The organism is Glutamicibacter sp. AGC84, assembly GCF_053543575.1.
This window is the reverse complement of sequence record NZ_JBLVOC010000005.1, coordinates 228,471-249,037: the sequence shown is the minus strand read 5'-3', so window position 1 is coordinate 249,037 and position 20,567 is coordinate 228,471. Positions and strand designations below refer to the sequence as shown.

Annotated in this window: 28 protein-coding genes; 1 reads left to right on the top strand and 27 read right to left on the bottom strand. The window is 58.9% G+C overall.

The features are described from left to right. Positions 1 to 49: 49 nt before the first annotated feature. From ACNPN0_RS02995 to ACNPN0_RS02935, 13 genes are all read right to left on the bottom strand, one after another. Positions 50 to 622: an adenylate kinase gene (locus tag ACNPN0_RS02995; RefSeq protein ID WP_105657650.1), complete on the bottom strand. Its 573-nt coding sequence runs from the start codon at positions 620 to 622 to the stop codon at positions 50 to 52. After that, positions 619 to 1,923, bottom strand: coding sequence for a preprotein translocase subunit SecY (gene secY, locus ACNPN0_RS02990; RefSeq protein ID WP_105657651.1), 1,305 nt, complete (start codon positions 1,921 to 1,923; stop codon positions 619 to 621). The genes ACNPN0_RS02995 and secY overlap by 4 nt, the downstream gene beginning before the upstream one ends. Positions 1,924 to 2,179: 256 nt before the next feature. Next, positions 2,180 to 2,632, bottom strand: a complete 453-nt coding sequence (gene rplO, locus ACNPN0_RS02985) for a 50S ribosomal protein L15 (protein ID WP_105657652.1) — start codon at positions 2,630 to 2,632, stop codon at positions 2,180 to 2,182. Between the two features lie 2 nt (positions 2,633 to 2,634). Then, positions 2,635 to 2,841, bottom strand: a complete 207-nt coding sequence (rpmD, locus tag ACNPN0_RS02980; RefSeq protein WP_073705901.1) for a 50S ribosomal protein L30 — start codon at positions 2,839 to 2,841, stop codon at positions 2,635 to 2,637. 3 nt (positions 2,842 to 2,844) lie between these two features. Beyond that, the gene (rpsE, locus tag ACNPN0_RS02975; RefSeq protein WP_181148849.1) at positions 2,845 to 3,522 is read right to left on the bottom strand and encodes a 30S ribosomal protein S5; all 678 of its coding nucleotides are present in this window, start codon (positions 3,520 to 3,522) and stop codon (positions 2,845 to 2,847) included. Between the two features lie 29 nt (positions 3,523 to 3,551). Next, complete coding sequence (rplR, locus tag ACNPN0_RS02970) at positions 3,552 to 3,923, bottom strand: 50S ribosomal protein L18 (RefSeq protein WP_105657654.1); 372 nt, start codon at positions 3,921 to 3,923, stop codon at positions 3,552 to 3,554. Positions 3,924 to 3,925: 2 nt separating this feature from the next. Further along, positions 3,926 to 4,462, bottom strand: coding sequence for a 50S ribosomal protein L6 (rplF, locus tag ACNPN0_RS02965; RefSeq protein WP_105657655.1), 537 nt, complete (start codon positions 4,460 to 4,462; stop codon positions 3,926 to 3,928). Between the two features lie 20 nt (positions 4,463 to 4,482). Continuing rightward, positions 4,483 to 4,881: a 30S ribosomal protein S8 gene (gene rpsH / locus ACNPN0_RS02960; RefSeq protein WP_013349671.1), complete on the bottom strand. Its 399-nt coding sequence runs from the start codon at positions 4,879 to 4,881 to the stop codon at positions 4,483 to 4,485. Between the two features lie 57 nt (positions 4,882 to 4,938). Next, on the bottom strand, positions 4,939 to 5,508 hold the full coding sequence (gene rplE, locus ACNPN0_RS02955) for a 50S ribosomal protein L5 (RefSeq protein ID WP_038992189.1): 570 nt from the start codon (positions 5,506 to 5,508) through the stop codon (positions 4,939 to 4,941). After that, on the bottom strand, positions 5,508 to 5,852 hold the full coding sequence (rplX, locus tag ACNPN0_RS02950) for a 50S ribosomal protein L24 (protein ID WP_013349673.1): 345 nt from the start codon (positions 5,850 to 5,852) through the stop codon (positions 5,508 to 5,510). Before rplX ends, rplE begins: the two co-directional genes overlap by 1 nt. Positions 5,853 to 5,854: 2 nt before the next feature. Further along, positions 5,855 to 6,226, bottom strand: a complete 372-nt coding sequence (gene rplN, locus ACNPN0_RS02945) for a 50S ribosomal protein L14 (RefSeq protein WP_013349674.1) — start codon at positions 6,224 to 6,226, stop codon at positions 5,855 to 5,857. A gap of 512 nt (positions 6,227 to 6,738) precedes the next feature. Then, the gene (locus ACNPN0_RS02940) at positions 6,739 to 7,656 is read right to left on the bottom strand and encodes an endonuclease/exonuclease/phosphatase family protein (RefSeq protein WP_448937643.1); all 918 of its coding nucleotides are present in this window, start codon (positions 7,654 to 7,656) and stop codon (positions 6,739 to 6,741) included. Positions 7,657 to 7,801: 145 nt separating this feature from the next. Then, a complete protein-coding gene (locus ACNPN0_RS02935) occupies positions 7,802 to 8,305 on the bottom strand; it encodes a VOC family protein (RefSeq protein ID WP_448937642.1) in 504 nt (167 codons plus the stop codon). A 72-nt stretch (positions 8,306 to 8,377) separates the two neighbouring features. On the opposite strand from ACNPN0_RS02935, the gene ACNPN0_RS02930 reads away from it, so the two are divergent. Beyond that, a complete protein-coding gene (locus ACNPN0_RS02930) occupies positions 8,378 to 9,166 on the top strand; it encodes a helix-turn-helix domain-containing protein (RefSeq protein ID WP_133833626.1) in 789 nt (262 codons plus the stop codon). Here ACNPN0_RS02930 and ACNPN0_RS02925 read toward each other — a convergent pair. From ACNPN0_RS02925 to tuf, 14 genes are all read right to left on the bottom strand, one after another. Then, positions 9,163 to 9,582, bottom strand: a complete 420-nt coding sequence (locus tag ACNPN0_RS02925; RefSeq protein WP_402695896.1) for a RidA family protein — start codon at positions 9,580 to 9,582, stop codon at positions 9,163 to 9,165. The two genes, ACNPN0_RS02930 and ACNPN0_RS02925, sit on opposite strands and share 4 nt — an antisense overlap. 99 nt (positions 9,583 to 9,681) lie before the next feature. Beyond that, positions 9,682 to 9,969, bottom strand: coding sequence for a 30S ribosomal protein S17 (gene rpsQ, locus ACNPN0_RS02920; protein WP_105657660.1), 288 nt, complete (start codon positions 9,967 to 9,969; stop codon positions 9,682 to 9,684). Continuing rightward, complete coding sequence (gene rpmC / locus ACNPN0_RS02915) at positions 9,969 to 10,232, bottom strand: 50S ribosomal protein L29 (RefSeq protein WP_105657661.1); 264 nt, start codon at positions 10,230 to 10,232, stop codon at positions 9,969 to 9,971. The genes rpsQ and rpmC overlap by 1 nt, the downstream gene beginning before the upstream one ends. A gap of 2 nt (positions 10,233 to 10,234) precedes the next feature. Further along, the gene (gene rplP, locus ACNPN0_RS02910) at positions 10,235 to 10,651 is read right to left on the bottom strand and encodes a 50S ribosomal protein L16 (protein ID WP_105657662.1); all 417 of its coding nucleotides are present in this window, start codon (positions 10,649 to 10,651) and stop codon (positions 10,235 to 10,237) included. After that, positions 10,652 to 11,434: a 30S ribosomal protein S3 gene (rpsC, locus tag ACNPN0_RS02905; RefSeq protein WP_013349682.1), complete on the bottom strand. Its 783-nt coding sequence runs from the start codon at positions 11,432 to 11,434 to the stop codon at positions 10,652 to 10,654. After that, complete coding sequence (rplV, locus tag ACNPN0_RS02900; protein ID WP_013349683.1) at positions 11,435 to 11,800, bottom strand: 50S ribosomal protein L22; 366 nt, start codon at positions 11,798 to 11,800, stop codon at positions 11,435 to 11,437. 59 nt (positions 11,801 to 11,859) lie between these two features. Then, positions 11,860 to 12,141 (bottom strand): 30S ribosomal protein S19, encoded by a 282-nt coding sequence (gene rpsS / locus ACNPN0_RS02895; RefSeq protein ID WP_013349684.1) that lies wholly within the window; start codon positions 12,139 to 12,141, stop codon positions 11,860 to 11,862. 12 nt (positions 12,142 to 12,153) lie between these two features. After that, complete coding sequence (rplB, locus tag ACNPN0_RS02890) at positions 12,154 to 12,993, bottom strand: 50S ribosomal protein L2 (protein WP_105657663.1); 840 nt, start codon at positions 12,991 to 12,993, stop codon at positions 12,154 to 12,156. 31 nt (positions 12,994 to 13,024) lie between these two features. Then, positions 13,025 to 13,327: a 50S ribosomal protein L23 gene (gene rplW, locus ACNPN0_RS02885; RefSeq protein WP_013349686.1), complete on the bottom strand. Its 303-nt coding sequence runs from the start codon at positions 13,325 to 13,327 to the stop codon at positions 13,025 to 13,027. After that, entirely contained in the window at positions 13,324 to 13,926 is a 603-nt protein-coding gene (gene rplD / locus ACNPN0_RS02880; protein WP_105657664.1) for a 50S ribosomal protein L4, read from the bottom strand. The genes rplW and rplD overlap by 4 nt, the downstream gene beginning before the upstream one ends. Positions 13,927 to 13,930: 4 nt before the next feature. Next, the gene (rplC, locus tag ACNPN0_RS02875; RefSeq protein ID WP_013349688.1) at positions 13,931 to 14,581 is read right to left on the bottom strand and encodes a 50S ribosomal protein L3; all 651 of its coding nucleotides are present in this window, start codon (positions 14,579 to 14,581) and stop codon (positions 13,931 to 13,933) included. 20 nt (positions 14,582 to 14,601) lie between these two features. Continuing rightward, positions 14,602 to 14,910, bottom strand: coding sequence for a 30S ribosomal protein S10 (gene rpsJ / locus ACNPN0_RS02870; RefSeq protein WP_013349689.1), 309 nt, complete (start codon positions 14,908 to 14,910; stop codon positions 14,602 to 14,604). 398 nt (positions 14,911 to 15,308) lie between these two features. Then, a complete protein-coding gene (locus tag ACNPN0_RS02865; RefSeq protein WP_448938841.1) occupies positions 15,309 to 19,055 on the bottom strand; it encodes a hypothetical protein in 3,747 nt (1,248 codons plus the stop codon). Between the two features lie 155 nt (positions 19,056 to 19,210). Next, positions 19,211 to 20,401, bottom strand: coding sequence for an elongation factor Tu (gene tuf, locus ACNPN0_RS02860; RefSeq protein ID WP_105657666.1), 1,191 nt, complete (start codon positions 20,399 to 20,401; stop codon positions 19,211 to 19,213). Positions 20,402 to 20,567 lie beyond the last annotated feature (166 nt).

Sequence of the window (20,567 nt, the reverse complement as noted above, 5' to 3'; positions counted from 1 at the left end):
GCAACATCCATTGTTGCTGCACGGTCCCTGCGCGTTGTAACGCTTGTGTCTAGGCGTTGACGTTCAACGCTGCAAGAACACGCTCGGTGACTTCATCGATAGCGCCCAGGCCGTCGACCTTGCGCACGATGCCGCGTTCCTCGTAGCGCTCCACAACGACGCGGGTCTCGTCGTTGTACAGGCCCAGGCGGTGGCGGATGACCTCTTCGGTGTCATCGGCGCGGCCTTCGATCTGCGCACGCTTCAGCAGACGGGCTACCAGCTCGTCGTCATCAGCGGTCAGCTGCAGCACTGCGTCCAGGGCGATGCCCTTGTTGGCCAGCATCGCATCCAGCGCGTCCACCTGCGCACTGGTGCGCGGGTAGCCATCGAGCAGGAAGCCCTTGGCGACGTCGTCCTGGTTCAGGCGGTCTTCAACCATGTTGTTGGTGACCGAATCAGGGACAAAGTCTCCGTTGTCAATGTACTTGCTGGCTTCGAGACCCAGCGGGGTTCCGCCCTTGACGTTGGCACGGAAGATGTCGCCGGTCGAGATGGCGACAATGTCCAAGCGCTCGGAGATCTTTACGGCCTGGGTGCCTTTGCCGGCACCGGGTGGTCCAATAATAAGCAGTCGACTCATCGCAGAAGCCCTTCATAGTTCCGTTGCTGCATTTGAGCATTGATTTGCTTGACGGTTTCCAAACCCACACCAACCATAATCAGGATCGATGTACCGCCAAATGGGAAGCTTTGGTCAGCGTTGAACAGCACGAAGGCAATCAGCGGGATCAACGCAACGAACGCAAGGTACAACGCGCCCGGGAAGGTAATACGGGAAATCACGTACTGCAGGTAATCGGCGGTCGGACGACCAGCACGAATGCCCGGAATGAATCCGCCGTACTTCTTCATGTTGTCGGCGACCTCTTCAGGGTTGAAGGTAATCGCAACATAGAAGTAGGTGAAGCCGATGATCATCAAGGTGTACACCAGCATGTACCACGGCGATGAAGTTGCCGAGTGCTCCTGCAGCCACATCGCCCACTGGGGCAAGGTGCCGTCATCGTTCTGGTTGAACTGAACGATCATCTGCGGCAAAGCCAGGATGGAGCTGGCGAAGATCACTGGGATCACGTTCGCCATATTCAGCTTCAATGGAATATAGGTGGAGGTGCCGCCCACGGTGCGGCGTCCCACGGTGCGCTTGGCGTACTGCACCGGAACACGTCGCTGGGACTGCTCGACGAAGACCACCAGGGCTACAATCAACAAGCCCACCAGCAGCACGCCAATGAAGGTCATGATGCCCTGCGCCTGGAAGATGGCGCCCATCGAGGATGGGAAGCCCGAAGCGATGGAGATGAAGATCAGGATGGACATGCCGTTGCCGATGCCGCGCTCGGTGATCAACTCGCCCATCCACATGATCAGGCCGGTGCCTGCGGTAAGGGTGATGATCATCAGCAGGATGACAATCAACGAGTCATCCGGGACCAGCGGAAGGGTGCAGCTTGGGAACAGGCTGCCGGTACGGGCCAGGGTGACCAAGGTGGTTCCCTGAAGCAGTGCCAAGGCGATGGTCAGGTAACGCGTGTATTGCGTCATCTTGGCCTGGCCGGCCTGGCCTTCCTTGTGCAGGGCCTCGAAGTGCGGGATCACCACACGCAGCAACTGGACGATAATTGCCGCAGTAATGTACGGCATGATTCCCATTGCGAAAACCGAGACCTGCAACAGGGCGCCGCCGCTGAACAGGTTCACGAATGAATAAAGTCCACCGGTGGTTTCACCCATTGCCAGACACTGCTGAACGTTGCTGTAATCAATGCCCGGAGCGGGAATGAATACACCGACACGATAGATCGCAATGATCCCAAGCGTGAACAGCAACTTGTTGCGCAGATCAGGCGTCCGAAAAACTCGGGCTATGGCGCTGAACAAGCGTCCTCCTGAAGTAAGTGCTTGAGCCTGAGGAAGAGATTCTTCCCAGACCTAACGATTCTAGCGGTCTGTTAGGCAATCCTGCCAAATGCGCCACACGAAATGCACACAAATGTTTGCAGGAATGATCCTAAACCGACTAATCAGCCAAGCAATTATAAGAAATCTTAGAATGTTTCGCCGAGAGAAAAAGAAAGTCCCGGTTCACGTTGATTGCTCAACGCGAACCGGGACCATTCAAAGGCTTGACCCTGTATTAGAGGGTGTTTGCCGAGCCGCCAGCAGCAGCGATCTTCTCGGAAGCGGAAGTCGAGAAGGCGTTAACCTTCACGTCAACCTTAACCGTGATGTCGCCGGTGCCCAGCACCTTGACAGGCTGGTTCTTGCGAACGGCGCCCTTGGCAACCAGTGCCTCGACGGTGACTTCGCCACCTTCTGGGAACAGTTCCGAGATCTTGTCCAGGTTTACAACCTGGAACTCGACGCGGAATGGGTTCTTGAAGCCGCGCAGCTTTGGCAGACGCATGTGCAGCGGAAGCTGACCACCTGCGAAGCCTGCCTTCACCTGGTAACGAGCCTTGGTACCCTTGGTACCGCGACCTGCGGTCTTACCCTTGGAGCCCTCACCGCGACCCACGCGGGTCTTAGCGGTCTTGGCACCCTCAGCTGGGCGCAGGTGGTGAACCTTAAGTGCTTTTTCTTCAGCCATCTCTACTTCGCCTCCTCGACCTTCAGCAGGTGTGGGACCTTGTTGACCATGCCAACAGTCACAGGATCGGCGGTGCGAACAACGGTGTGACCGATGCGCTTCAGACCCAGCGAGCGAACAACGTCGCGCTGGCTCTGGTTTCCACCAATGATGGACTTGACCTGGGTGATTGCCAGCTTGGCATCGCTTGGAACAATGTTCTTAGCCATTGATTAAGCACCTGCCTTCTGGGCCTGGATGTGACGCAGCATTGCTGCTGGTGCAACCTCGTCCAGCGGAAGACCGCGGCGAGCTGCAACAGCTTCAGGCTCTTCCAGAGCCTTCAGTGCAGCAATGGTGCCCTGAACGATGTTGATCTGGTTCTGCGAACCCATCGACTTCGACAGGATGTCGTGGATGCCTGCGCACTCCAACACGGCGCGCACTGGGCCACCGGCGATAACACCGGTACCAGGAGCTGCTGGACGGAGCAAGACAACGCCAGCGGCGGCCTCACCCTTGACCAGGTGTGGAATGGTGGTGCCAACGCGTGGAACGCGGAAGAAGGACTTCTTGGCCTCTTCTACGCCCTTTGCGATAGCAGCAGGAACTTCCTTGGCCTTACCGTAGCCAACGCCGACCATACCGTTGCCGTCGCCAACGACCACAAGTGCGGTGAAGCTGAAGCGACGACCACCCTTGACGACCTTGGAGACGCGGTTGATAGCTACAACGCGCTCAAGGAACTTGTCCTTGTCTTCGTTGCGGCTATCCTTCTGGTCACGACCACGACCGCGGCCTTCGCCACGTCCACGGCCTTCACCACGACCGCGGCCTTCGCCGCGACGGGATCCTGCGTTCTCGGTAGCGGGAGCCGATGCAGTCTCGACTGCTTCAGTAGCTTCAGACACCTGAGTTTCCTTCTTGTTAGTTGCTTCGCTCACAGTGCCAGCCCACCTTCACGTGCGCCGTCAGCAACAGCAGCCACGCGACCGTGGTACTTGTTGCCACCGCGGTCGAAGACAACTGCTTCGATGCCAGCAGCCTTGGCGCGCTCTGCAACGAGCTCACCAATGCGCTTGGACTTTGCGGTCTTGTCGGCATCGCTTGCGCGAAGATCTGCTTCCATGGTCGATGCGCTGGCCAGGGTGATACCCTGCGAGTCGTCTACGATCTGTACGAAGATGTGACGAGCCGAGCGGTTGACAACCAGGCGTGGACGAACGGAGGTACCAACGATGTGCTTGCGCAAACGCTGATGACGACGACCGCGCTGAGCGGACTTGCTCTTGCCCTTGATTCCGATAGCCATGATTACTTACCAGCCTTTCCGACCTTGCGGCGGATGATCTCGCCAGCGTAGCGAATGCCCTTGCCCTTGTAAGGCTCGGTCTTGCGCAGCTTGCGGATGTTAGCGGCAACTTCACCGACGTGCTGCTTGTCGATACCGGCAACGGTGATCTTGTTGTTGCCCTCGACCGAGAAGGTGATGCCTTCAACGGCAGCAACCTTCACTGGGTGCGAGTAGCCCAGAGCAAGCTCCAGCTCGGCACCCTTAGCCTGTACGCGGTAACCGGTACCGTGGATTTCGAGCTTCTTCTCGTAACCATCGGTTACACCAGTGATCATGTTGCTGATCAAGGTACGGGTCAGACCGTGCAGCGAACGAGCCTCGCGGGAGTCGTTCGGGCGGCTGACGGTAACAGTGTTCTCGTCCTTGGCAACGGTGATTGGAGCCTTAACGGTGATCGAAAGTTCACCCTTAGGACCCTTGACGGCGACCAGCTGGCCGTCGACGTTCAACTCAACGTTGGCAGGTACGGAAATCGGAAGACGTCCAATACGTGACATTGTATGTTTCCCCTTTCCCGTTACCAGACGTAGGCGAGGACTTCCCCACCCACGCCCTTCTTTGCAGCCTGACGGTCAGTAAGCAGACCGGAGGAGGTGGACAGGATAGCGATACCAAGACCACCGAGCACGTGAGGCAGGTTGGTGGACTTTGCGTAAACGCGAAGACCTGGCTTGGAGATACGGCGTACGCCAGCGATCGAACGCTCGCGCGATGGGCCGTACTTCAAAGTGATAGTCAGAGTCTTGCCGACTTCTGCTGCAACTTCCTCGAACGAGGCGATGTAGCCCTGTTCCTTGAGGATGTTAGCAATGCGCACTTTCAGCTTGCTCGACGGCATCGACACAGTGTCGTGGTAAGCCGAGTTGGCGTTGCGCAGACGAGTCAGCATATCTGCGACTGGATCTGTCATAGACATGTGGGCTTCAGCCCTTCCTCGTTACGGTTTCCTTAGCGGACCTGTAACGTAGTGAGATTAGTTGTTGGTCTTGAATGGGAAGCCCAGAGCCTTAAGCAAGGCACGGCCTTCGTCATCAGTCTTGGCGGTGGTAACGACAGTGATGTCCATACCACGTACGCGGTCAACCTTGTCCACATCGATTTCATGGAACATCGACTGTTCGGTCAGACCGAAAGTGTAGTTGCCATTGCCATCGAACTGGCGGTCGCTCAAGCCGCGGAAGTCGCGGATACGAGGCAGTGCCAGGGTGATCAGGCGGTCGACGAATTCCCACATGCGATCGTTACGCAGGGTGGTGTGGGTACCGATTGGCATGCCTTCGCGCAGCTTGAACTGTGCGATCGACTTGCGGGCCTTGGTAACCACTGGCTTCTGACCGGTAATTGCGGTCAGGTCGCGTACGGCGCCTTCAATGAGCTTCGAGTCCTTGGCTGCTTCGCCAACACCCATGTTCACGACAACCTTGGTCAGGGATGGTACCTGCATTGGGTTGGCGTAGTTGAACTGCTCCTGCAGGGCAGGGCGGATGTCAGCTGCGTACTTAGCCTTCAGACGTGGCTGGATCTTGGTGGCTGCTTCAGTCATTACAGATCCTTTCCGGAAGCCTTGGCGTAACGAACGCGTACAGTCTTGGACACGCCGTTCTTTTCTACGGTTTCCTCGCGGAAGCCGACGCGGGTTGGCTTCTTGGTCTCTGGGTCAACCACTGCAACGTTGGAAACGTGCACTGGAGCCTCAACAACCTCGATGCCGCCGGTGGTCGAACCGGATTCGGTCTGACCTGCCTTGGTGTGCTTGGTGACGCGGTTAACGCCTTCGACCAGCACGCGGTTGGACTCGGTAATGACCTTCAGGACCTTGCCCTGCAAGCCACGTTCCTTGCCAGCGATGACCTGAACCAGGTCACCCTTCTTGATCTTTGCGCCCATGGTTACAGCACCTCCGGAGCCAGCGAAACGATCTTCATGAACTTCTTGTCACGAAGCTCGCGGCCCACTGGGCCGAAAATACGAGTACCACGAGGATCGGCAGCGTCACCCTTGAGGATAACTGCAGCGTTCTCGTCGAACTTGATGTAGGAACCGTCTGCACGACGGATTTCCTTCTTGGTGCGAACGACGACTGCCTTTACGACGTCGCCCTTCTTTACGTTGCCGCCAGGAATTGCATCCTTGACGGTAGCGACAATGGTGTCGCCAATGCTTGCGTAGCGACGCTTCGAGCCACCAAGAACACGAATGGTAAGGATTTCCTTAGCACCAGTGTTATCGGCAACCTTAAGTCGCGACTCCTGCTGAATCACTTCTTACTCCTGTCGTCTCGCTGGTTCTCATGAATGAGCCTTGCGGAACGGATATGGTCTCCACGATACGTATCGCTTACCCCCACTGGCGCGGGCGCACCGAATGCTGATCCCAAATGCCGGCAGGGCCGAGGCGTAAAATATCGAGGCTGCACTTGCGCGGCCAAACGGATTTGGACCGCACTGCATTATGTCGAAGGTGGATAGTCCCCGGGCATGATGCGCACAGATTCTTAAGTCTAGCCTAGAGTGGCGCGAATCCGAAATGGTGTGGTAAGAGAAAAGCGAGCGTCGTTCGTCACACCTTGGACACCGCAGATTCGCTGAATTTCGGGGTTTTGGTGCTGCCATCCAGTTGGGCAACTGGTCGCTTGCGGCGGCATCAGGGTGCCATTCGAGGTCGCCCATGCGCCGCCGTGGATGAAAAGCGGCTGAATCGCCAAAAGTGAAATTATTTTTCGGTCAGCCCTGGGCAGCTCCAGCATCCGGCCGTCACCGGCAGGAATCATTGCTCAGCGACGGAATTCGACCGTGGCGCTCACCGCAAAATGATCCGAGCCGTCGATGATGTGAGAAGAAGAGCCCGTGATGGACAGGCCCTTCGCCACGATATGGTCAATGCCGATCAATGGCGGGAAGCTTCGGCCGGCTGGCCAGGTCGCGCGGGGCCAGACTCCATCAGCCTGCGCATACCCGTCCCCCAGGGCACGGAATCCTGGATGGGAGCGAACGGAGTTGAAGTCGCCAGCAAGGATAACGGGATGATCCCGCTGCTGATTCGACCAGTCGATGACTGCTTCCAAGCCCTGGCTCCATCGTTGCGCATCGCCAACCGGCGGATAGACATGGATGCCGGCCACTCGCACGACCCCACCGGGTGCCTGCACATCGGCAACCGGCAAGGAGTACCAACCGGTGTCCGCTGAATCCAGATCGGTGGAGCGTTCCTGCAATGGGTACTTTGAGAAAATCACGGTATCCCGTTCTCCCCCGGCGGGTGCCTCTTGGCTCCGATAGCCAAATCCATCCAGCGCGTCCAGCGCTGCGAGCTGCTGGTGCATTGGTTCGCTGGTTTCAACAAGGACGAGAATCTGCGGATCCGTGTCCCTGATCAGTTCAGCTAGCTGCGCCGGGTTCGCTCCTGCCTTCAAGGCATTGAACGATAGGAGAACCAGCTCGGAGCTGCCGTTTCCGGTCTGGCCAGCGGGAGAGCTCCATTGCACGTTGGGCAGTGCACCGCAGAGCAGGAACACCAGCACGAACCCGCTGATGAGCCATTGCTTGCGCAGTAGCCCGATAACCAGAACCACTGCCGGGAAGAACAACAGATATGGTTGGAATGCCTGAACCTTGGGAATCAATCCTGCACCGGGGAAACCCAGATACGGGAGAATACCAATAGCTAGGGAAGCAACAAGAAGCGTACCCATAGGCCATCCCAGGGATGGTTTTCGGGCACGCGTCATCGTCATCATCATCCGAGCCTATTCGAAGCAGACGACAATTCCGGCAAGGACACTTCCGCCTAGGTACGATAGCGGCTCGATGCGATTGCGACTGCCCTTGGCTTCTTCATCACTGCTGCGAGGCCCACTGCGCGACGCGCTGGGCGCTCTCTTCCAGCGACAGGTCTTCCACCCTGGACATGATGGACCAGCGCACACCGAAGGGATCCAGAATCGAAGCGAAGCGGTCACCCGAGACGAAGTTGCCCAGTGGTTCTCGGATACTGGAACCGGCAGCCTCGGCCCTGGCCACCACCTCATCTGCGTTTTCGCAGTAGAAACCCAAGGAATAGCAGGCATTCGGCGCAGCTGGCGGGCTGACTAGTCCGTAGGCCGGCGAAGGTTCCCCGATCTGCAAACGGCCATTGCCGAATGCAATTTCTGCATGCACGACAACGCCTCCCATTTCGATGGAATCTACCACTGTCGCACCGAATACTTCTTCATAGAATCCCAGCGCTGCCCTTGTGTTGGGCACAGTCAAGAATGGCGTCAGACTGGTGAATCCATGAGGGACACCGGCAGTTGTATGCATTCCCGTCACACCTTGCGTGACTTCATCTTGATTTTCCATGTCCCTAGGCTAAGCCTGTGTGGCACGCTGGTTCTTGTAGATATGCGACAACCCGCACGGGTGGTAGAGGCCATGGAATCAGCACCGGATCCGCGAGGCGTTCTCTATCCTGCCCGGCTATCGGCAATCGAGCGATTCTCCCCCGGTCCAGGACTGCAGGAATTGGTCTCCTGGTTTTGGCTGGTGGATTGGAACATCGCGCCCGGACGTACCTCACGGCAACAACTCCTGCCCTTTCCGCAAATGAATCTGGTCATTGAGCCAGAAGGCATTACGCTATCCGGCCCGGCCAGCGGCGCTTCGCACCGCGACCTGTCCGGGAGCAGTTGGGCAGTCTCCGCCTTGTTGCGCCCAGCGGCTGCGCAGGCTCTCAATGTGTCCCCCGCAGAGTTGCTGGACCAGGAAATCCAGTTCAGCGCACCTGGGCTGCTGGCCTCGATAACAAGGATGAAGACTCAACCAGGCCACGGGAACTCCGGTTCGGCCTGTGCCGAGCTCTTCGATTCGTGGCTCACCGCTCACCTTCCAGCAGCCACAAGTTCTGGCCTCCAAGCTAATAAGCTGCTCGACACCGTCGCAGCGGAGCGCGGAATCGTAAGGGTCTCCCAACTGGCCCATCGCTTGTCGCTCAGTACACGCAGTCTGCAACGGATTTCGGAAAGGTATTTGGGACTGGCTCCGCTGGCGGTGATTCGGCGGTACCGTTTGCAAGAGGCTGCTCATCGGCTGCGCGCAGACACTGCAGTTTCTATCGCTGGCATCGCAGCGGAAATGGGGTATGCGGATCAAGCCCATCTAGCGGCAGACTTCCGCAAAGTCTTGGGCTACTCCCCTGTTACCTATCGAAAGGGCAGAGCCTAGTCTGGCAGTACTGCCGCCACGGCACTGATTTCAACCAGCGCACCTGGCACACCGAGCTTCGCGACGAAGGCTGCAGACACCAGGGGTGGTTCAGTGGCTGCCAACTGTTCACCTATGGCTCCATAGACGCTGTTGACGTCGGTTCCTTCCACCAGCAGCACGTTCCACTGCACTACATCCTGGAATCCCGCGCTGGCCGCCGCCAGTGCGAGCTTGGAGTTTCCCAGTGCCTTGGTCGCCTGCGTTGCGGCATCCCCGGCTCCGATCAGCTGCCCTGTGCCGTCTACGGCGTTCTGCCCGCCAACATAGATAGTCGTGGCACCCGGCGGGACGATGGCTACGTGGCTGAAAGCTGGAGAGTTGACAAGGCCAGCGGGACGCAGTTTCCTGATCTGTTCCATAGTCCAGTGTGGCATTTTATTCACTGCTTTTTAAGACAGAAATGCCCCGAACTCTTCTTGCGAAGTGTTCGGGGCATTCTCCAATCACGAGATCCGTGAAATCGGAGCGAAAGCTTACTTAGCCTTCTCCACGATCTCAACGAGACGCCAGCGCTTGTCAGCAGACAGCGGGCGGGTCTCAGCGATGACAACCAAGTCGCCGATGCCGGCGTCGTTGTTCTCGTCGTGAGCCTTCACGTTCTTGTTGCGACGCATGACCTTGCCGTAAAGGGCGTGCTTAACACGGTCCTCAACGTCTACGACGATGGTCTTCTGCATCTTGTCAGATACCACGTAACCACGGAGGGTCTTGCGGTCGTTACGCTCGGTAGCGTTATCCACACCGTTCTCCTTCTCGCTCATTACTTGGAATCCTTCTTGGTTTCTTCAACCGGAACAACGACATCCTGACGAATGCCCAGCTCGCGCTCGCGCAGCACAGTGTAAATGCGTGCAATATCGCGCTTGATGGTCTTCAGGTTCCCGTGGGAATCCAGCTGGCCGGTAGCCGACTGGAAACGCAGGTTGAACAGTTCTGCCTTGGCCTTCTTCAATTCCTCGTTCAAACGAGCGGTATCGAAGCCGTCCAGGGACTCAATGCTAAGGTCTTTCGAGCCGATAGACATCCCTATTCACCACCTTCACGACGCACGATGCGTGCCTTCATTGGCAGCTTGTGGATTGCAAGACGCAATGCCTCTTTAGCTACCTCTTCACTGACGCCACCGAGTTCAAACATGACTCGTCCTGGCTTTACGTTGGCGACCCACCACTCCGGCGAACCCTTACCGGAACCCATGCGGGTTTCGGCAGGCTTCTTGGTAAGCGGACGGTCTGGGTAGATGTTGATCCAGACCTTACCGCCACGCTTGATGTAACGGGTCATGGCGATACGAGCGGCTTCGATCTGACGGTTAGTCACGTAAGCCGGGGTCAACGCCTGGATGCCGTACTCACCGAAAGCAACGGTGGTACCGCCCTTGGCAGCACCCGAACGCTTTGGGTGGTGCTGCTTGCGGAACTTCACACGACGTGGGATAAGCATTTAAGCCTGTCCTCCTTCCGCAGCCGGAGCTGCAGCGCCCTTGCGATCGTTACGACGACGGCGTTCGCCGCCACGTGGACGGTCGTTGCCGCCACCGCGGCCGCCACGAGCTGGAGCAGCAGCTTGCTGTGCAGCCAGTTCCTTGGCGGTTACGTCACCCTTGTAGATCCAGACCTTCACGCCGATACGGCCGAAGGTGGTCTTGGCTTCGAACTTGCCGAAGTCGATGTTCGCGCGCAGGGTGTGCAGTGGCACACGGCCTTCGCGGTAGAACTCCTTGCGGGACATTTCTGCGCCGCCAAGTCGACCGGAGCACTGAACGCGGATGCCCTTGGCACCAGCGCGCATTGCCGACTGCATTGCCTTCTTCATCGCACGGCGGAAAGCCACGCGGGAAGCAAGCTGCTCGGCGATGCCCTGGGCGACCAGCATGGCCTCCATGTCAGGGTTCTTGACCTCGAGGATGTTCAGCTGAACCTGCTTCTTGGTGAGCTTTTCCAGCTCGCCACGAATACGGTCAGCTTCTGCACCGCGACGACCAATGACGATACCTGGACGTGCAGTGTGGATATCCACACGTACGCGGTCACGGGTACGCTCGATCTCGACGCGGGCGATGCCAGCGCGATCCATGCCGTTAGACAGCAGGGCGCGGATCTGGACATCTTCCTTCACGTAGTCAGCGTAACGCTGGCCTGGCTTGCTGGAATCAGCGAACCAGTGGGAAACGTGATCGGTGGTGATGCCGAGACGGAAACCGTTCGGGTTAATCTTCTGTCCCATTTAGTTCTCCCCACCCTTCTGCGTGGTTGAAACAACCACAGTCACGTGGCTGGTGCGCTTCTTGATCTGGAATGCGCGACCCTGTGCACGCGGCTGGAACCGCTTCATGGTCGGACCTTCGTCAACAAACGCTTCGCTGATAAACAGCTCGTCCTCATTGAATGCTTCACCTGCGCGGTCCGCGGCGGCACGGGCGTTAGCCACTGCCGATGCGACAACCTTGTATACCGGCTCCGAAGCTGCCTGTGGGGCAAACTTCAAGATGGCCAGTGCTTCGTTGGTCTGCAGACCACGAACAAGGTTGACGACGCGCCGGGCCTTCATAGGCGTTACGCGGATGTGACGCGCAATTGCCTTGGCTTCCATTGCTATCCTTCTCTCGTCTATCGAAGAAGTGCTAAGCGATACTAGTACCCTTGCGGGGCCTAGCGGCGCTTGCCCTTCTTGTCGTCCTTCACGTGGCCACGGAACGTACGGGTTGGGGCAAACTCTCCGAGCTTGTGTCCAACCATCGATTCGGTTACGAACACAGGAATGTGCTTGCGACCGTCGTGTACGGCGATGGTGTGTCCCAGCATGTCCGGGATGATCATCGAACGGCGGGACCACGTCTTGATGACGTTCTTGGTGCCCTTATCGTTTTCAGCAACGACCTTTAGGAACAGGTGCTGATCGACGAAGGGGCCTTTCTTCAGGCTGCGTGGCATGTTTCCAGGCTCCTATCGCTTGTTCTTGCCGGTCTTGCGGCGACGCACAATGAGCTTGTCGCTTTCCTTGTTTGGACGACGGGTGCGTCCCTCACGCTTACCGTTAGGGTTGACCGGGTGACGACCACCGGAGGTCTTGCCCTCACCGCCACCATGTGGGTGGTCAACTGGGTTCATGACAACACCGCGAACGGTTGGGCGTACGCCCTTCCAGCGCATACGGCCGGCCTTGCCCCAGTTGATGTTGATCTGCTCAGCGTTGCCAACTTCGCCGATGGTTGCGCGGCAGCGCACATCAACGTTGCGGATTTCACCCGAAGGCAAACGCAGCTGGGCGTAGCGGCCCTCACGGGCTACCAGCTGGATCGATGCACCAGCGGAACGAGCCATCTTAGCGCCGCCGCCTGGGCGAAGCTCAACAGCGTGAATCACGGTACCAACCGGGATGTTACGCAGTGGCAGGTTGTTGCCTGGCTTGATGTCGGCGCTTGCGCCGGCCTCAATTGGGTCACCCTGCTTGAGGTTGTTCGGTGCGATGATGTAGCGCTTGGTGCCGTCCACGTAGTGGAGCAGTGCGATACGAGCGGTACGGTTCGGGTCGTACTCGATGTGAGCGACCTTTGCCGGAACGCCGTCCTTGTCGTGACGACGGAAGTCGATAACACGGTAGGCGCGCTTGTGTCCGCCACCCTTGTGACGGGTGGTGATCTTACCGGTGTTGTTACGGCCGCCTGACTTGGTCAGGGGACGAACCAACGACTTTTCCGGAGTCGATCGGGTGATTTCTGCGAAGTCGGCTACCGACGAGCCGCGAAGGCCCGGGGTAGTCGGCTTGTACTTACGAATTCCCATTATTAATATTCCTCGTTAAAGTGGTCTCCGCTTAGGAAAGCGGACCGCCGAAGATGTCAATCGAGCCGTCCTTCAAGGTGATGATGGCGCGCTTGGTGCTCTTGCGCGATCCCCACCCGAAGCGGGTGCGCTTGCGCTTACCAGCTCGGTTGATGGTGTTTACGGAGTCAACCTTGACGTTGAAGATCGCTTCAACGGCGTACTTGATTTCCGACTTGTTGGAGCTTGGTGCCACCTCGAAGGTGTACTGACCTTGATCGATCAGACCGTAGCTCTTTTCCGATACGACAGGTGCGATGACCACGTCGTGTGGAGCCTTTGAGAACGCGCTCACTTGGCTTCCTCCTTCTGGACCAGGGCATCGAAGGCAGCCTTGGTGAAGACTACGTCATCCGAAACCAGAACATCGTAGGTGTTCAGCTGGTCGACGTACAGAACGTGCACATTGACGAGGTTGCGAACCGAAAGGGCTGCAACATCGTTGGCGCGATCGATGACGACAAGCAGGTTCTTGCGCTCGGTGAGCGAACGCAAGGTAGCCAGAGCATCCTTGGTCGAAGGCGTTTCGCCAGCAACCAAGTTCTCAATCACGTGAACGCGATCGAAGCGTGCGCGATCAGACAGGGCGCCGCGCAGTGCAGCAGCCTTCATCTTCTTCGGGGTACGCTGCGAGTAATCACGTGGGGTTGGACCGTGGACAATGCCACCGCCGGTCATGTGCGGAGCACGGATCGAACCCTGACGGGCGCGGCCGGTACCCTTCTGCTTGAACGGCTTGCGACCTGCACCCGAAACCTCGGAGCGGTCCTTGGTCTTGTGGGTACCCTGGCGGGCAGCAGCAAGCTGTGCAACGACAACCTGGTGCAGCAGCGGGACGTTGGTCTGTACGTCGAAGATCTCTGCAGGCAGTTCGACGTTAAGTGCCTTAGTCATTTACTTATGCTCCCTTCACGGCGTTGCGTACGAGAACGACGCGGCCGCGGGCGCCTGGAACGGCACCCTTGATCAGCAGGAGGTTCTTCTCAGCGTCGATAGCGTGAATGGTCAGGTTCTGAGTGGTAACACGCTCAGCACCCATGCGACCAGCCATCTTCTGTCCACGGAAAACGCGACCTGGGGTCGATGCGCCGCCGATGGAACCTGGCTTACGGTGGTTCTTGTGAGCACCGTGCGATGCGCCAACACCGTGGAAGTTGTGACGCTTCATAACGCCGGCGAAGCCCTTACCCTTCGAGGTGCCTACGACGTCGACCTTCTGGCCAGCTTCGAAGACCTCTACGGAAAGTTCCTGGCCTGCGGTGTACTCGGCAGCGTCTGCAGTGCGCAGTTCTACCAAGTGGCGACGTGGGGTGACGCCAGCAGCCTCGAAGTGACCAGCCAGTGGCTTGGTGACCTTGCGAGGATCGATCTGGCCGTAGCCGATCTGAACTGCGGTGTAGCCATCGCGCTCTTCGTTGATGAGCTTGGTGACAACGTTGCTATCAGCCTGCACGACGGTGACAGGGATCAGGTTGTTGTTCGAATCCCAAACCTGGGTCATGCCGAGCTTCGTGCCCAGCAGGCCCTTGAAATTACGGGTTGCGGTCATAGTTTTCTCGCCACCTCCCCTTAAAGCTTGATTTCGATGTTGACATCCGCTGGCAGGTCGAGACGCATCAGCGAATCAACAGCCTTCGGGGTCGGATCGACGATGTCGATCAGACGCTTGTGCGTGCGCATTTCGAAGTGCTCACGGCTGTCCTTGTACTTGTGTGGCGAACGGATAACGCAGTACACGTTCTTCTCCGTTGGCAGCGGCACTGGGCCGACTACGGTTGCGCCTGCGCGCGTGACCGTCTCAACGATCTTCCGGGCCGAAACGTCAATGACCTCGTGGTCATACGACTTCAGCCGGATGCGGATTTTCTGTCCCGCCATGGCGTCATGCCTCTTTCTGTTAGCACTATCTAAAGTTTCTGTGCCTATATACGGGTCCTTGCAGACCGGCACGCCTTGCTCTGCGGCTGAATCCGGATCAGATCCGGGTTCCTCACCCGCAGGAGGCTCCGACCCCCGCGCTCGGGCGTGTCGTGAAATTTTCAGTCACAACACTCCCACAAAGTTTTCACTTTATCGAAGGGCCTTATAGTTTGAAGCAGTCGTATCGATCCCGAACCCCAGGCATTATCCTGCGTGAGAGTCGATCCCGGTCGTTCAAACCAGACCGGTTACCCCATAAATGGGGACCGGGTTGCATTGAAGCAACTTATCTAGTCTGACAGGTCGGCAACGATCGCGCAAATCTTTTATGCCTATCCGCGCCCGTGATCTTGACCTCACACCTCGCGCGGCCGGTCCTGCCCGGACGGCTCCTGCCCCGCGGGGATCGGTGGATCAACAGGGTTTTGCGGCCTCACGGGCAGCGAATTCTGCTTGTCGACCTTCACCAGCTTGAAGACCGCGGCCGCAATCAGCCCCAAGCCAATGACCACCAGCCAGAGGAATGCCAAATCGCGCAGGAACCACAAGACGGACAAGGTGATAGCCGCCGCACCCCACCAAATGAACAACCGCTCCCCCAGCTTCAAGCCCCAGGCCACCAATCCACCGAAGAAGACCAGGCCGATCGCCTGCGCAACACCATTGGATTGGACCAGTGCGGCGAGCAAGGCCAGGCTGCCGGCCACTGAGGCGGCCAGCAGGTATGCCCTCTCCAATCGCGCGTTGGCCCTGATATTGCGCCACGCGACCAGCACTACTGCAACAATGCAGGCGTAGGCCGCCAAATTGCTGGCCCGTGGTGTGCCAAGGATCTGGGCATAGCTGCCCAGCGCCAGCACCGCGCCCAGGAGGATGAAGACGTCCACCGCGTAGGGCACCAGCCGCCGCGGAAGTTCAAAGAGCCGCACCAGCACCGCAACGCCGAAGACCAGCAGCGCTCCGCCGGCCACCTGCCAAATCGCGCCGCCATCCAGATGGGCGATGCCACCGGCCAGCAAGAGGGCCAGGAGCATTGCCGCGAAATACAAGCGCGAGGCGCTGCCGGGCGGATCGGCATGGAGGTAGCCGAATTCAGGATAGCCGGGAATGGGGTCCTTCATTCGCCCATGGAAGATTGCCAGCAGGTACAGCGCGAGGCCCGCGCCAACCAGCGCCCATGCGGCATCCATCGGTTCTAGCACCACTGCCCCACCGGCTTGCCGCACCTCGAAGACTGCACGCAGGATAGCGACGCACAGCATGATGGCGGCACCGGCCGCGTACCAGGCGCTCTTGCGCGTGTGCACCAGCAGGATGAAGCCGAGGGCCAGCAGCAGGTGCGCACCCACTGCCCACCACGACCCCGCCTGCCATGCGGCGGCCCCCGCCGCCGGAAGGAAGATGGCCAGGCCCAGGGCTATCGAGTACGACTTGTTGGCGCGCAACCGCCATTCAAGCACGAGTGCCGCCAGGCTCAGGGCCAGCAGCATGGCGCAAGCAACCTGGGAACTCCACCACGTAGAGCGGACCCATCCGGTCGCATCTTCCATGGCCAGTGCCGGAATGCTGATCAGCAGGATCAGTGCCAGGATCGGGGCAAATAGATAGAGCTGTCGCTTGGCCACCGTCAAGCTGGTCTCGGCCTTGAACGCGGCCAGCCCGTGCAGCCCGAAGAATAAGCAGGCCAAGAGGATCGTTCCCCGATCCATGCCGCCCGCGAACTGCCCGTAGGCCAGCGTCGCCAGTGGAATGCCAGCGAGCAGTCCCACTGCCATACAGCGCAATTCCCGGCGCAGTGCTTTGCCGTCGTGGATGCTAGCCAGCAAGCGGAGCAGCTGCGGGACGGCTATCGAAACCAGCAGCAGGCAGAACCGGCCGTGGATGTCGAATTCCATGCTGTAGGCAATCCACCACACCATGGAACTGAAGAGCACTTGGGCCAACGCTGCATAGAGGATCTTCCACCGCGCATTGGTGCTGCGGCGCAAGCTCCAGATGAAATAGCCCAAGGTTGCCGCCCCGATGAGGATTGCCAGCGGCCAGATCTCCTTGCCGAAGCTGAGCGCATAAAGCCCCATCAGCAGGCAGGCCGCAGCGACGTTGATCGGCTGTTCCAGCTCGGGGCGCTGTGCAGGAATATCGCGAAGCCGCCAACCCGAGGCAATGACCAGGCCAACTGCGAGCACAAGGCCAGTGATGAACCACGCCAGCCCGCCGATACCCAGGAACACCACGGTGCTTTCGCTGGCGTAGGAATAGTCGCCAGCGGTTGTCAGCAGGCGCAGGCTGAAGAGCAGCACCACGCCAAGCAAAGCCGAAGCGCCCACCCGTCCCAGCCGGTGCCCCTGCGCCATGCCGGAATCCAGCACGGCACGGCTCGCCAGATTCGCCGCCCACAAGATGAACAGCACGAAGAGCACCGCAATCAACGGGGATGAGCCGTCAGGATTTCCATAGTCCCCAGCCGTGAGCTCATCAAGAGCAGCACCAAGCACGCCTGCGCCAACCAGGGTAACGACCCAGCGCGCATGGAGCGTCATTTCCCTGCGCAGGTTCCGGGCGTTGCGCTGAGCCAGCGAAAGCCCGAGCAGGGCCAGGGCGAATACCACCAGCGGGCGCCAACTGTGGTTCTGCATATCTACCAGCGCCACCAGGGGAAGAACCGCGATGACTCCAACTTCCAGCTTGGCGCTGCGCAGCAAGCCGGGAATGCCCAGCGCCATGAAGATCGGAACCGCGATGTAGCTGAGCACGAAGGCCTCGAAGCCCTGCGCGTAGAGAAACGCGCCGATCACCGAAGCCACCGCTAAGCACCACAGCACCGCACGTTCACTTTGCAGGTGCCTGCGCGCCAATCCCAGCCTCTGCTGGTAGCCGGTGGAGCAGAGCAATACCGCTACGGCTTGGAGCCCGAAGGCGAAGGCGAGCACCAGCCAGCTGCTCGTTGCGGAGAAACCGAGGTAGTTGCAGCCGGCCACGAGCATCGCCATGAAAGCAGCGCGGGCAGCGTAGGTGCGCAGCAGCCGCAGGTTGGGCAACAGCCTGACGCTGAGCAGCAACTGGGCGGTGAGCAACGCGAAGATCCAGAACAAATCCCGGCTGGCGAGCATCTCCAAGAGGATCACCGACAACGCAAAGACAAACGCAGGCAGCAGCTGCGCGGTGCCGTGCAGGGCCCGGAAGAAGATTGAGTGGCGGATCCTTTCGCTGCGTACCGCCAAGAGCATCAGCGCAATAGAGAGCACCAGCAGGATCAGCATGTAGTACAGGACGCCACGCTGCATCGCGGCCGCGCCGGCCATGGCGGTGCTGACCAGAATCAGCACGGCAACCCACGCCAGAACACGGGACTTGAACGTCAGTGTTGCGTAGCCCACGGCTAATGTGCCGATGGCTGAGAAAACCAGCCAGGTCGCCGGGCCGGATATGTTCACCGTGCTGTAGGTAGCGATGGCGCACAGCGGCAACAAAGCCAGCCCGGTGCCGGCAAAGGCGGCTCCTGCCGGACGCAAGGACGGTTTCACTGCGAAGGTGACCAGGCCTCCGCCGTAGAAAGCGGCAGACAGCAGGAATAAGGCGATGAGCTTTGACAGTGGCGGAAGCGCGAAGCTCAGGAAGAGTGCGCCGGCGGCAACGATCATCAGGGCCGCGACGTACAGCGTGATGTTGATGTTGCGCAGTTCGCGCTCGCGTTTGGTGAGCACCTTGATTGGCTTAACCGGTGCAGCAGGCTGGAGGGTGGCCGTGGGGAGCGGCGCGCGGTACGCGCGGGCAGCATCGGCCGCCGCTGGCTGGAGGTATGGCTGGCTGGAAGGTGCCATCGATGCGGCCGGCGCTGCATCTTTGCGGCTTGCAGGCTGCGCTTCGAGCGGCTGTGCGGGGACCCCCGGCGCTTGGGCAGCAGCCGGTGCCGAGGCACCCGGCGGCCCGGGTTGCCCCAGGTACTTCACTGCCTCGTCGTAGCCTTGCTGCCACGCTTCGCCCAGCGCATCAAGCTGCGGCTGGCTTTGCGATTTATCCCGACTCCCCTGGCGCCGGCCGAGGCCGAAGGCCAATAGGACCAAGATGATAGAAACGATGATCCAGCCCATCATTGATGCCACTCCCCCACTTAGCGAATTGTCGCGCCCTCCAATTAGACCACCTTCTAGATATATTCACTAGCTGGGGCTCGTATTTAACGAAAAAAATCCCCCAGCACAAAAGTGCTGGGGGGATTCTTTTCAGTTCACTAGGGAACTACCTCATCAAGTAGAGACTACTTGGTGATGGTGGTTACCTTGCCCGAACCAACGGTGCGGCCGCCTTCGCGAATTGCGAAGCCGAGGCCCTCTTCCATGGCGATTGGCTGGATCAGCTCAACCGACATTTCGGTGTTGTCGCCAGGCATAACCATTTCGGTGCCCTCTGGGAGGGTGATAACGCCGGTTACGTCGGTGGTGCGGAAGTAGAACTGCGGACGGTAGTTCGAGTAGAACGGGTTGTGACGTCCGCCTTCGTCCTTCGACAGGATGTAGACGTTAGCTTCGAAGTTGGTGTGTGGGGTGATCGAGCCTGGGGCTACGATAACCTGGCCACGCTCAACATCGTCGCGCTTCAGACCGCGAAGCAGCAGACCACAGTTCTCGCCAGCCCATGCTTCGTCGAGCTGCTTGTGGAACATCTCGATACCGGTAACGGTAGTCTTCTGGATTGGGCGGATGCCAACAATCTCAACTTCCGAGTTGATAGCCAGGGTGCCACGCTCGGCGCGACCGGTAACAACGGTACCGCGGCCGGTGATGGTGAAGACGTCTTCAATTGGCATCAGGAATGGCTTGTCGCGGTCGCGAACTGGGTCTGGAATGAAGCTGTCAGCTGCATCCATCAGTTCCTCGATAGCTGCAACCCACTTTGCGTCGCCTTCCAGAGCCTTCAGGCCCGAAACGCGGATCACTGGAGCGTCATCGCCATCGAAGCCCTGCGAGGACAGAAGTTCGCGAACTTCCATCTCCACGAGCTCGAGCAGCTCTTCGTCATCAACCATGTCCGACTTGTTCAGTGCAACCATCAGGGTTGGAACACCAACCTGGCGGGCCAGCAGAACGTGCTCGCGGGTCTGAGCCATCGGGCCATCGGTAGCGGCAACAACGAGGATTGCGCCGTCCATCTGAGCAGCACCGGTGATCATGTTCTTGACATAGTCAGCGTGACCTGGAGCGTCTACGTGTGCGTAGTGGCGCTTCTCGGTCTGGTACTCGATGTGCGAGATGTTGATGGTAATACCGCGCTGGCGCTCTTCCGGTGCCGAGTCGATGTTAGCGAAGTCGCGCTGTTCGTTCAGGTCTGGGTACTTGTCAGCCAGAACCTTGGAGATTGCCGCGGTCAGAGTGGTCTTACCGTGGTCAACGTGACCGATGGTACCAATGTTGACGTGCGGCTTGTTGCGCTCGAACTTTGCCTTTGCCACAAGTTCCTCCTAGAAACATTTACAGAAGACATTCTTCGTCTGCGCGGTTCGCAAACGAACTAGAAATAGTCTACTGGGGGCTTGGATAATTTAGGAAATTCCGGTCCTCTGCGGGGCCTGCATTGTGATGCAAATCCCTCGTTGGCCGTTTGCGGTGCCGGCTCCG

Excerpts from the sequence above, each read along its gene's own strand:
- ACNPN0_RS02995 (WP_105657650.1), bottom strand. The coding sequence starts at position 622 with ATGAGTCGACTGCTTATTATTGGACCACCCGGTGCCGGCAAAGGCACC.
- rpmD (WP_073705901.1), bottom strand. The coding sequence starts at position 2,841 with ATGGCTAAGAACATTGTTCCAAGCGATGCCAAGCTGGCAATCACCCAG.
- rpmC (WP_105657661.1), bottom strand. The coding sequence starts at position 10,232 with ATGTCTATCGGCTCGAAAGACCTTAGCATTGAGTCCCTGGACGGCTTC.
- rpsJ (WP_013349689.1), bottom strand. The coding sequence starts at position 14,910 with ATGGCGGGACAGAAAATCCGCATCCGGCTGAAGTCGTATGACCACGAG.
- ACNPN0_RS02935 (WP_448937642.1), bottom strand. The coding sequence starts at position 8,305 with ATGGAAAATCAAGATGAAGTCACGCAAGGTGTGACGGGAATGCATACA.
- rplO (WP_105657652.1), bottom strand. The coding sequence starts at position 2,632 with ATGGCTGAAGAAAAAGCACTTAAGGTTCACCACCTGCGCCCAGCTGAG.
- rplR (WP_105657654.1), bottom strand. The coding sequence starts at position 3,923 with ATGGCTATCGGAATCAAGGGCAAGAGCAAGTCCGCTCAGCGCGGTCGT.
- rplX (WP_013349673.1), bottom strand. The coding sequence starts at position 5,852 with ATGGGCGCAAAGATCAAGAAGGGTGACCTGGTTCAGGTCATCGCTGGC.
- ACNPN0_RS02925 (WP_402695896.1), bottom strand. The coding sequence starts at position 9,582 with ATGCCACACTGGACTATGGAACAGATCAGGAAACTGCGTCCCGCTGGC.
- rplP (WP_105657662.1), bottom strand. The coding sequence starts at position 10,651 with ATGCTTATCCCACGTCGTGTGAAGTTCCGCAAGCAGCACCACCCAAAG.
- ACNPN0_RS02930 (WP_133833626.1), top strand. The coding sequence starts at position 8,378 with ATGGAATCAGCACCGGATCCGCGAGGCGTTCTCTATCCTGCCCGGCTA.
- rplC (WP_013349688.1), bottom strand. The coding sequence starts at position 14,581 with ATGACCGCAACCCGTAATTTCAAGGGCCTGCTGGGCACGAAGCTCGGC.
- rpsH (WP_013349671.1), bottom strand. The coding sequence starts at position 4,881 with ATGTCTATGACAGATCCAGTCGCAGATATGCTGACTCGTCTGCGCAAC.
- rpsC (WP_013349682.1), bottom strand. The coding sequence starts at position 11,434 with ATGGGACAGAAGATTAACCCGAACGGTTTCCGTCTCGGCATCACCACC.
- rplE (WP_038992189.1), bottom strand. The coding sequence starts at position 5,508 with ATGACTGAAGCAGCCACCAAGATCCAGCCACGTCTGAAGGCTAAGTAC.
- rplV (WP_013349683.1), bottom strand. The coding sequence starts at position 11,800 with ATGGAAGCCAAGGCAATTGCGCGTCACATCCGCGTAACGCCTATGAAG.
- rpsQ (WP_105657660.1), bottom strand. The coding sequence starts at position 9,969 with ATGAGCGAGAAGGAGAACGGTGTGGATAACGCTACCGAGCGTAACGAC.
- rplD (WP_105657664.1), bottom strand. The coding sequence starts at position 13,926 with ATGACTAAGGCACTTAACGTCGAACTGCCTGCAGAGATCTTCGACGTA.
- rpsS (WP_013349684.1), bottom strand. The coding sequence starts at position 12,141 with ATGCCACGCAGCCTGAAGAAAGGCCCCTTCGTCGATCAGCACCTGTTC.
- rplB (WP_105657663.1), bottom strand. The coding sequence starts at position 12,993 with ATGGGAATTCGTAAGTACAAGCCGACTACCCCGGGCCTTCGCGGCTCG.
- rplF (WP_105657655.1), bottom strand. The coding sequence starts at position 4,462 with ATGTCACGTATTGGACGTCTTCCGATTTCCGTACCTGCCAACGTTGAG.
- ACNPN0_RS02940 (WP_448937643.1), bottom strand. The coding sequence starts at position 7,656 with ATGGGTACGCTTCTTGTTGCTTCCCTAGCTATTGGTATTCTCCCGTAT.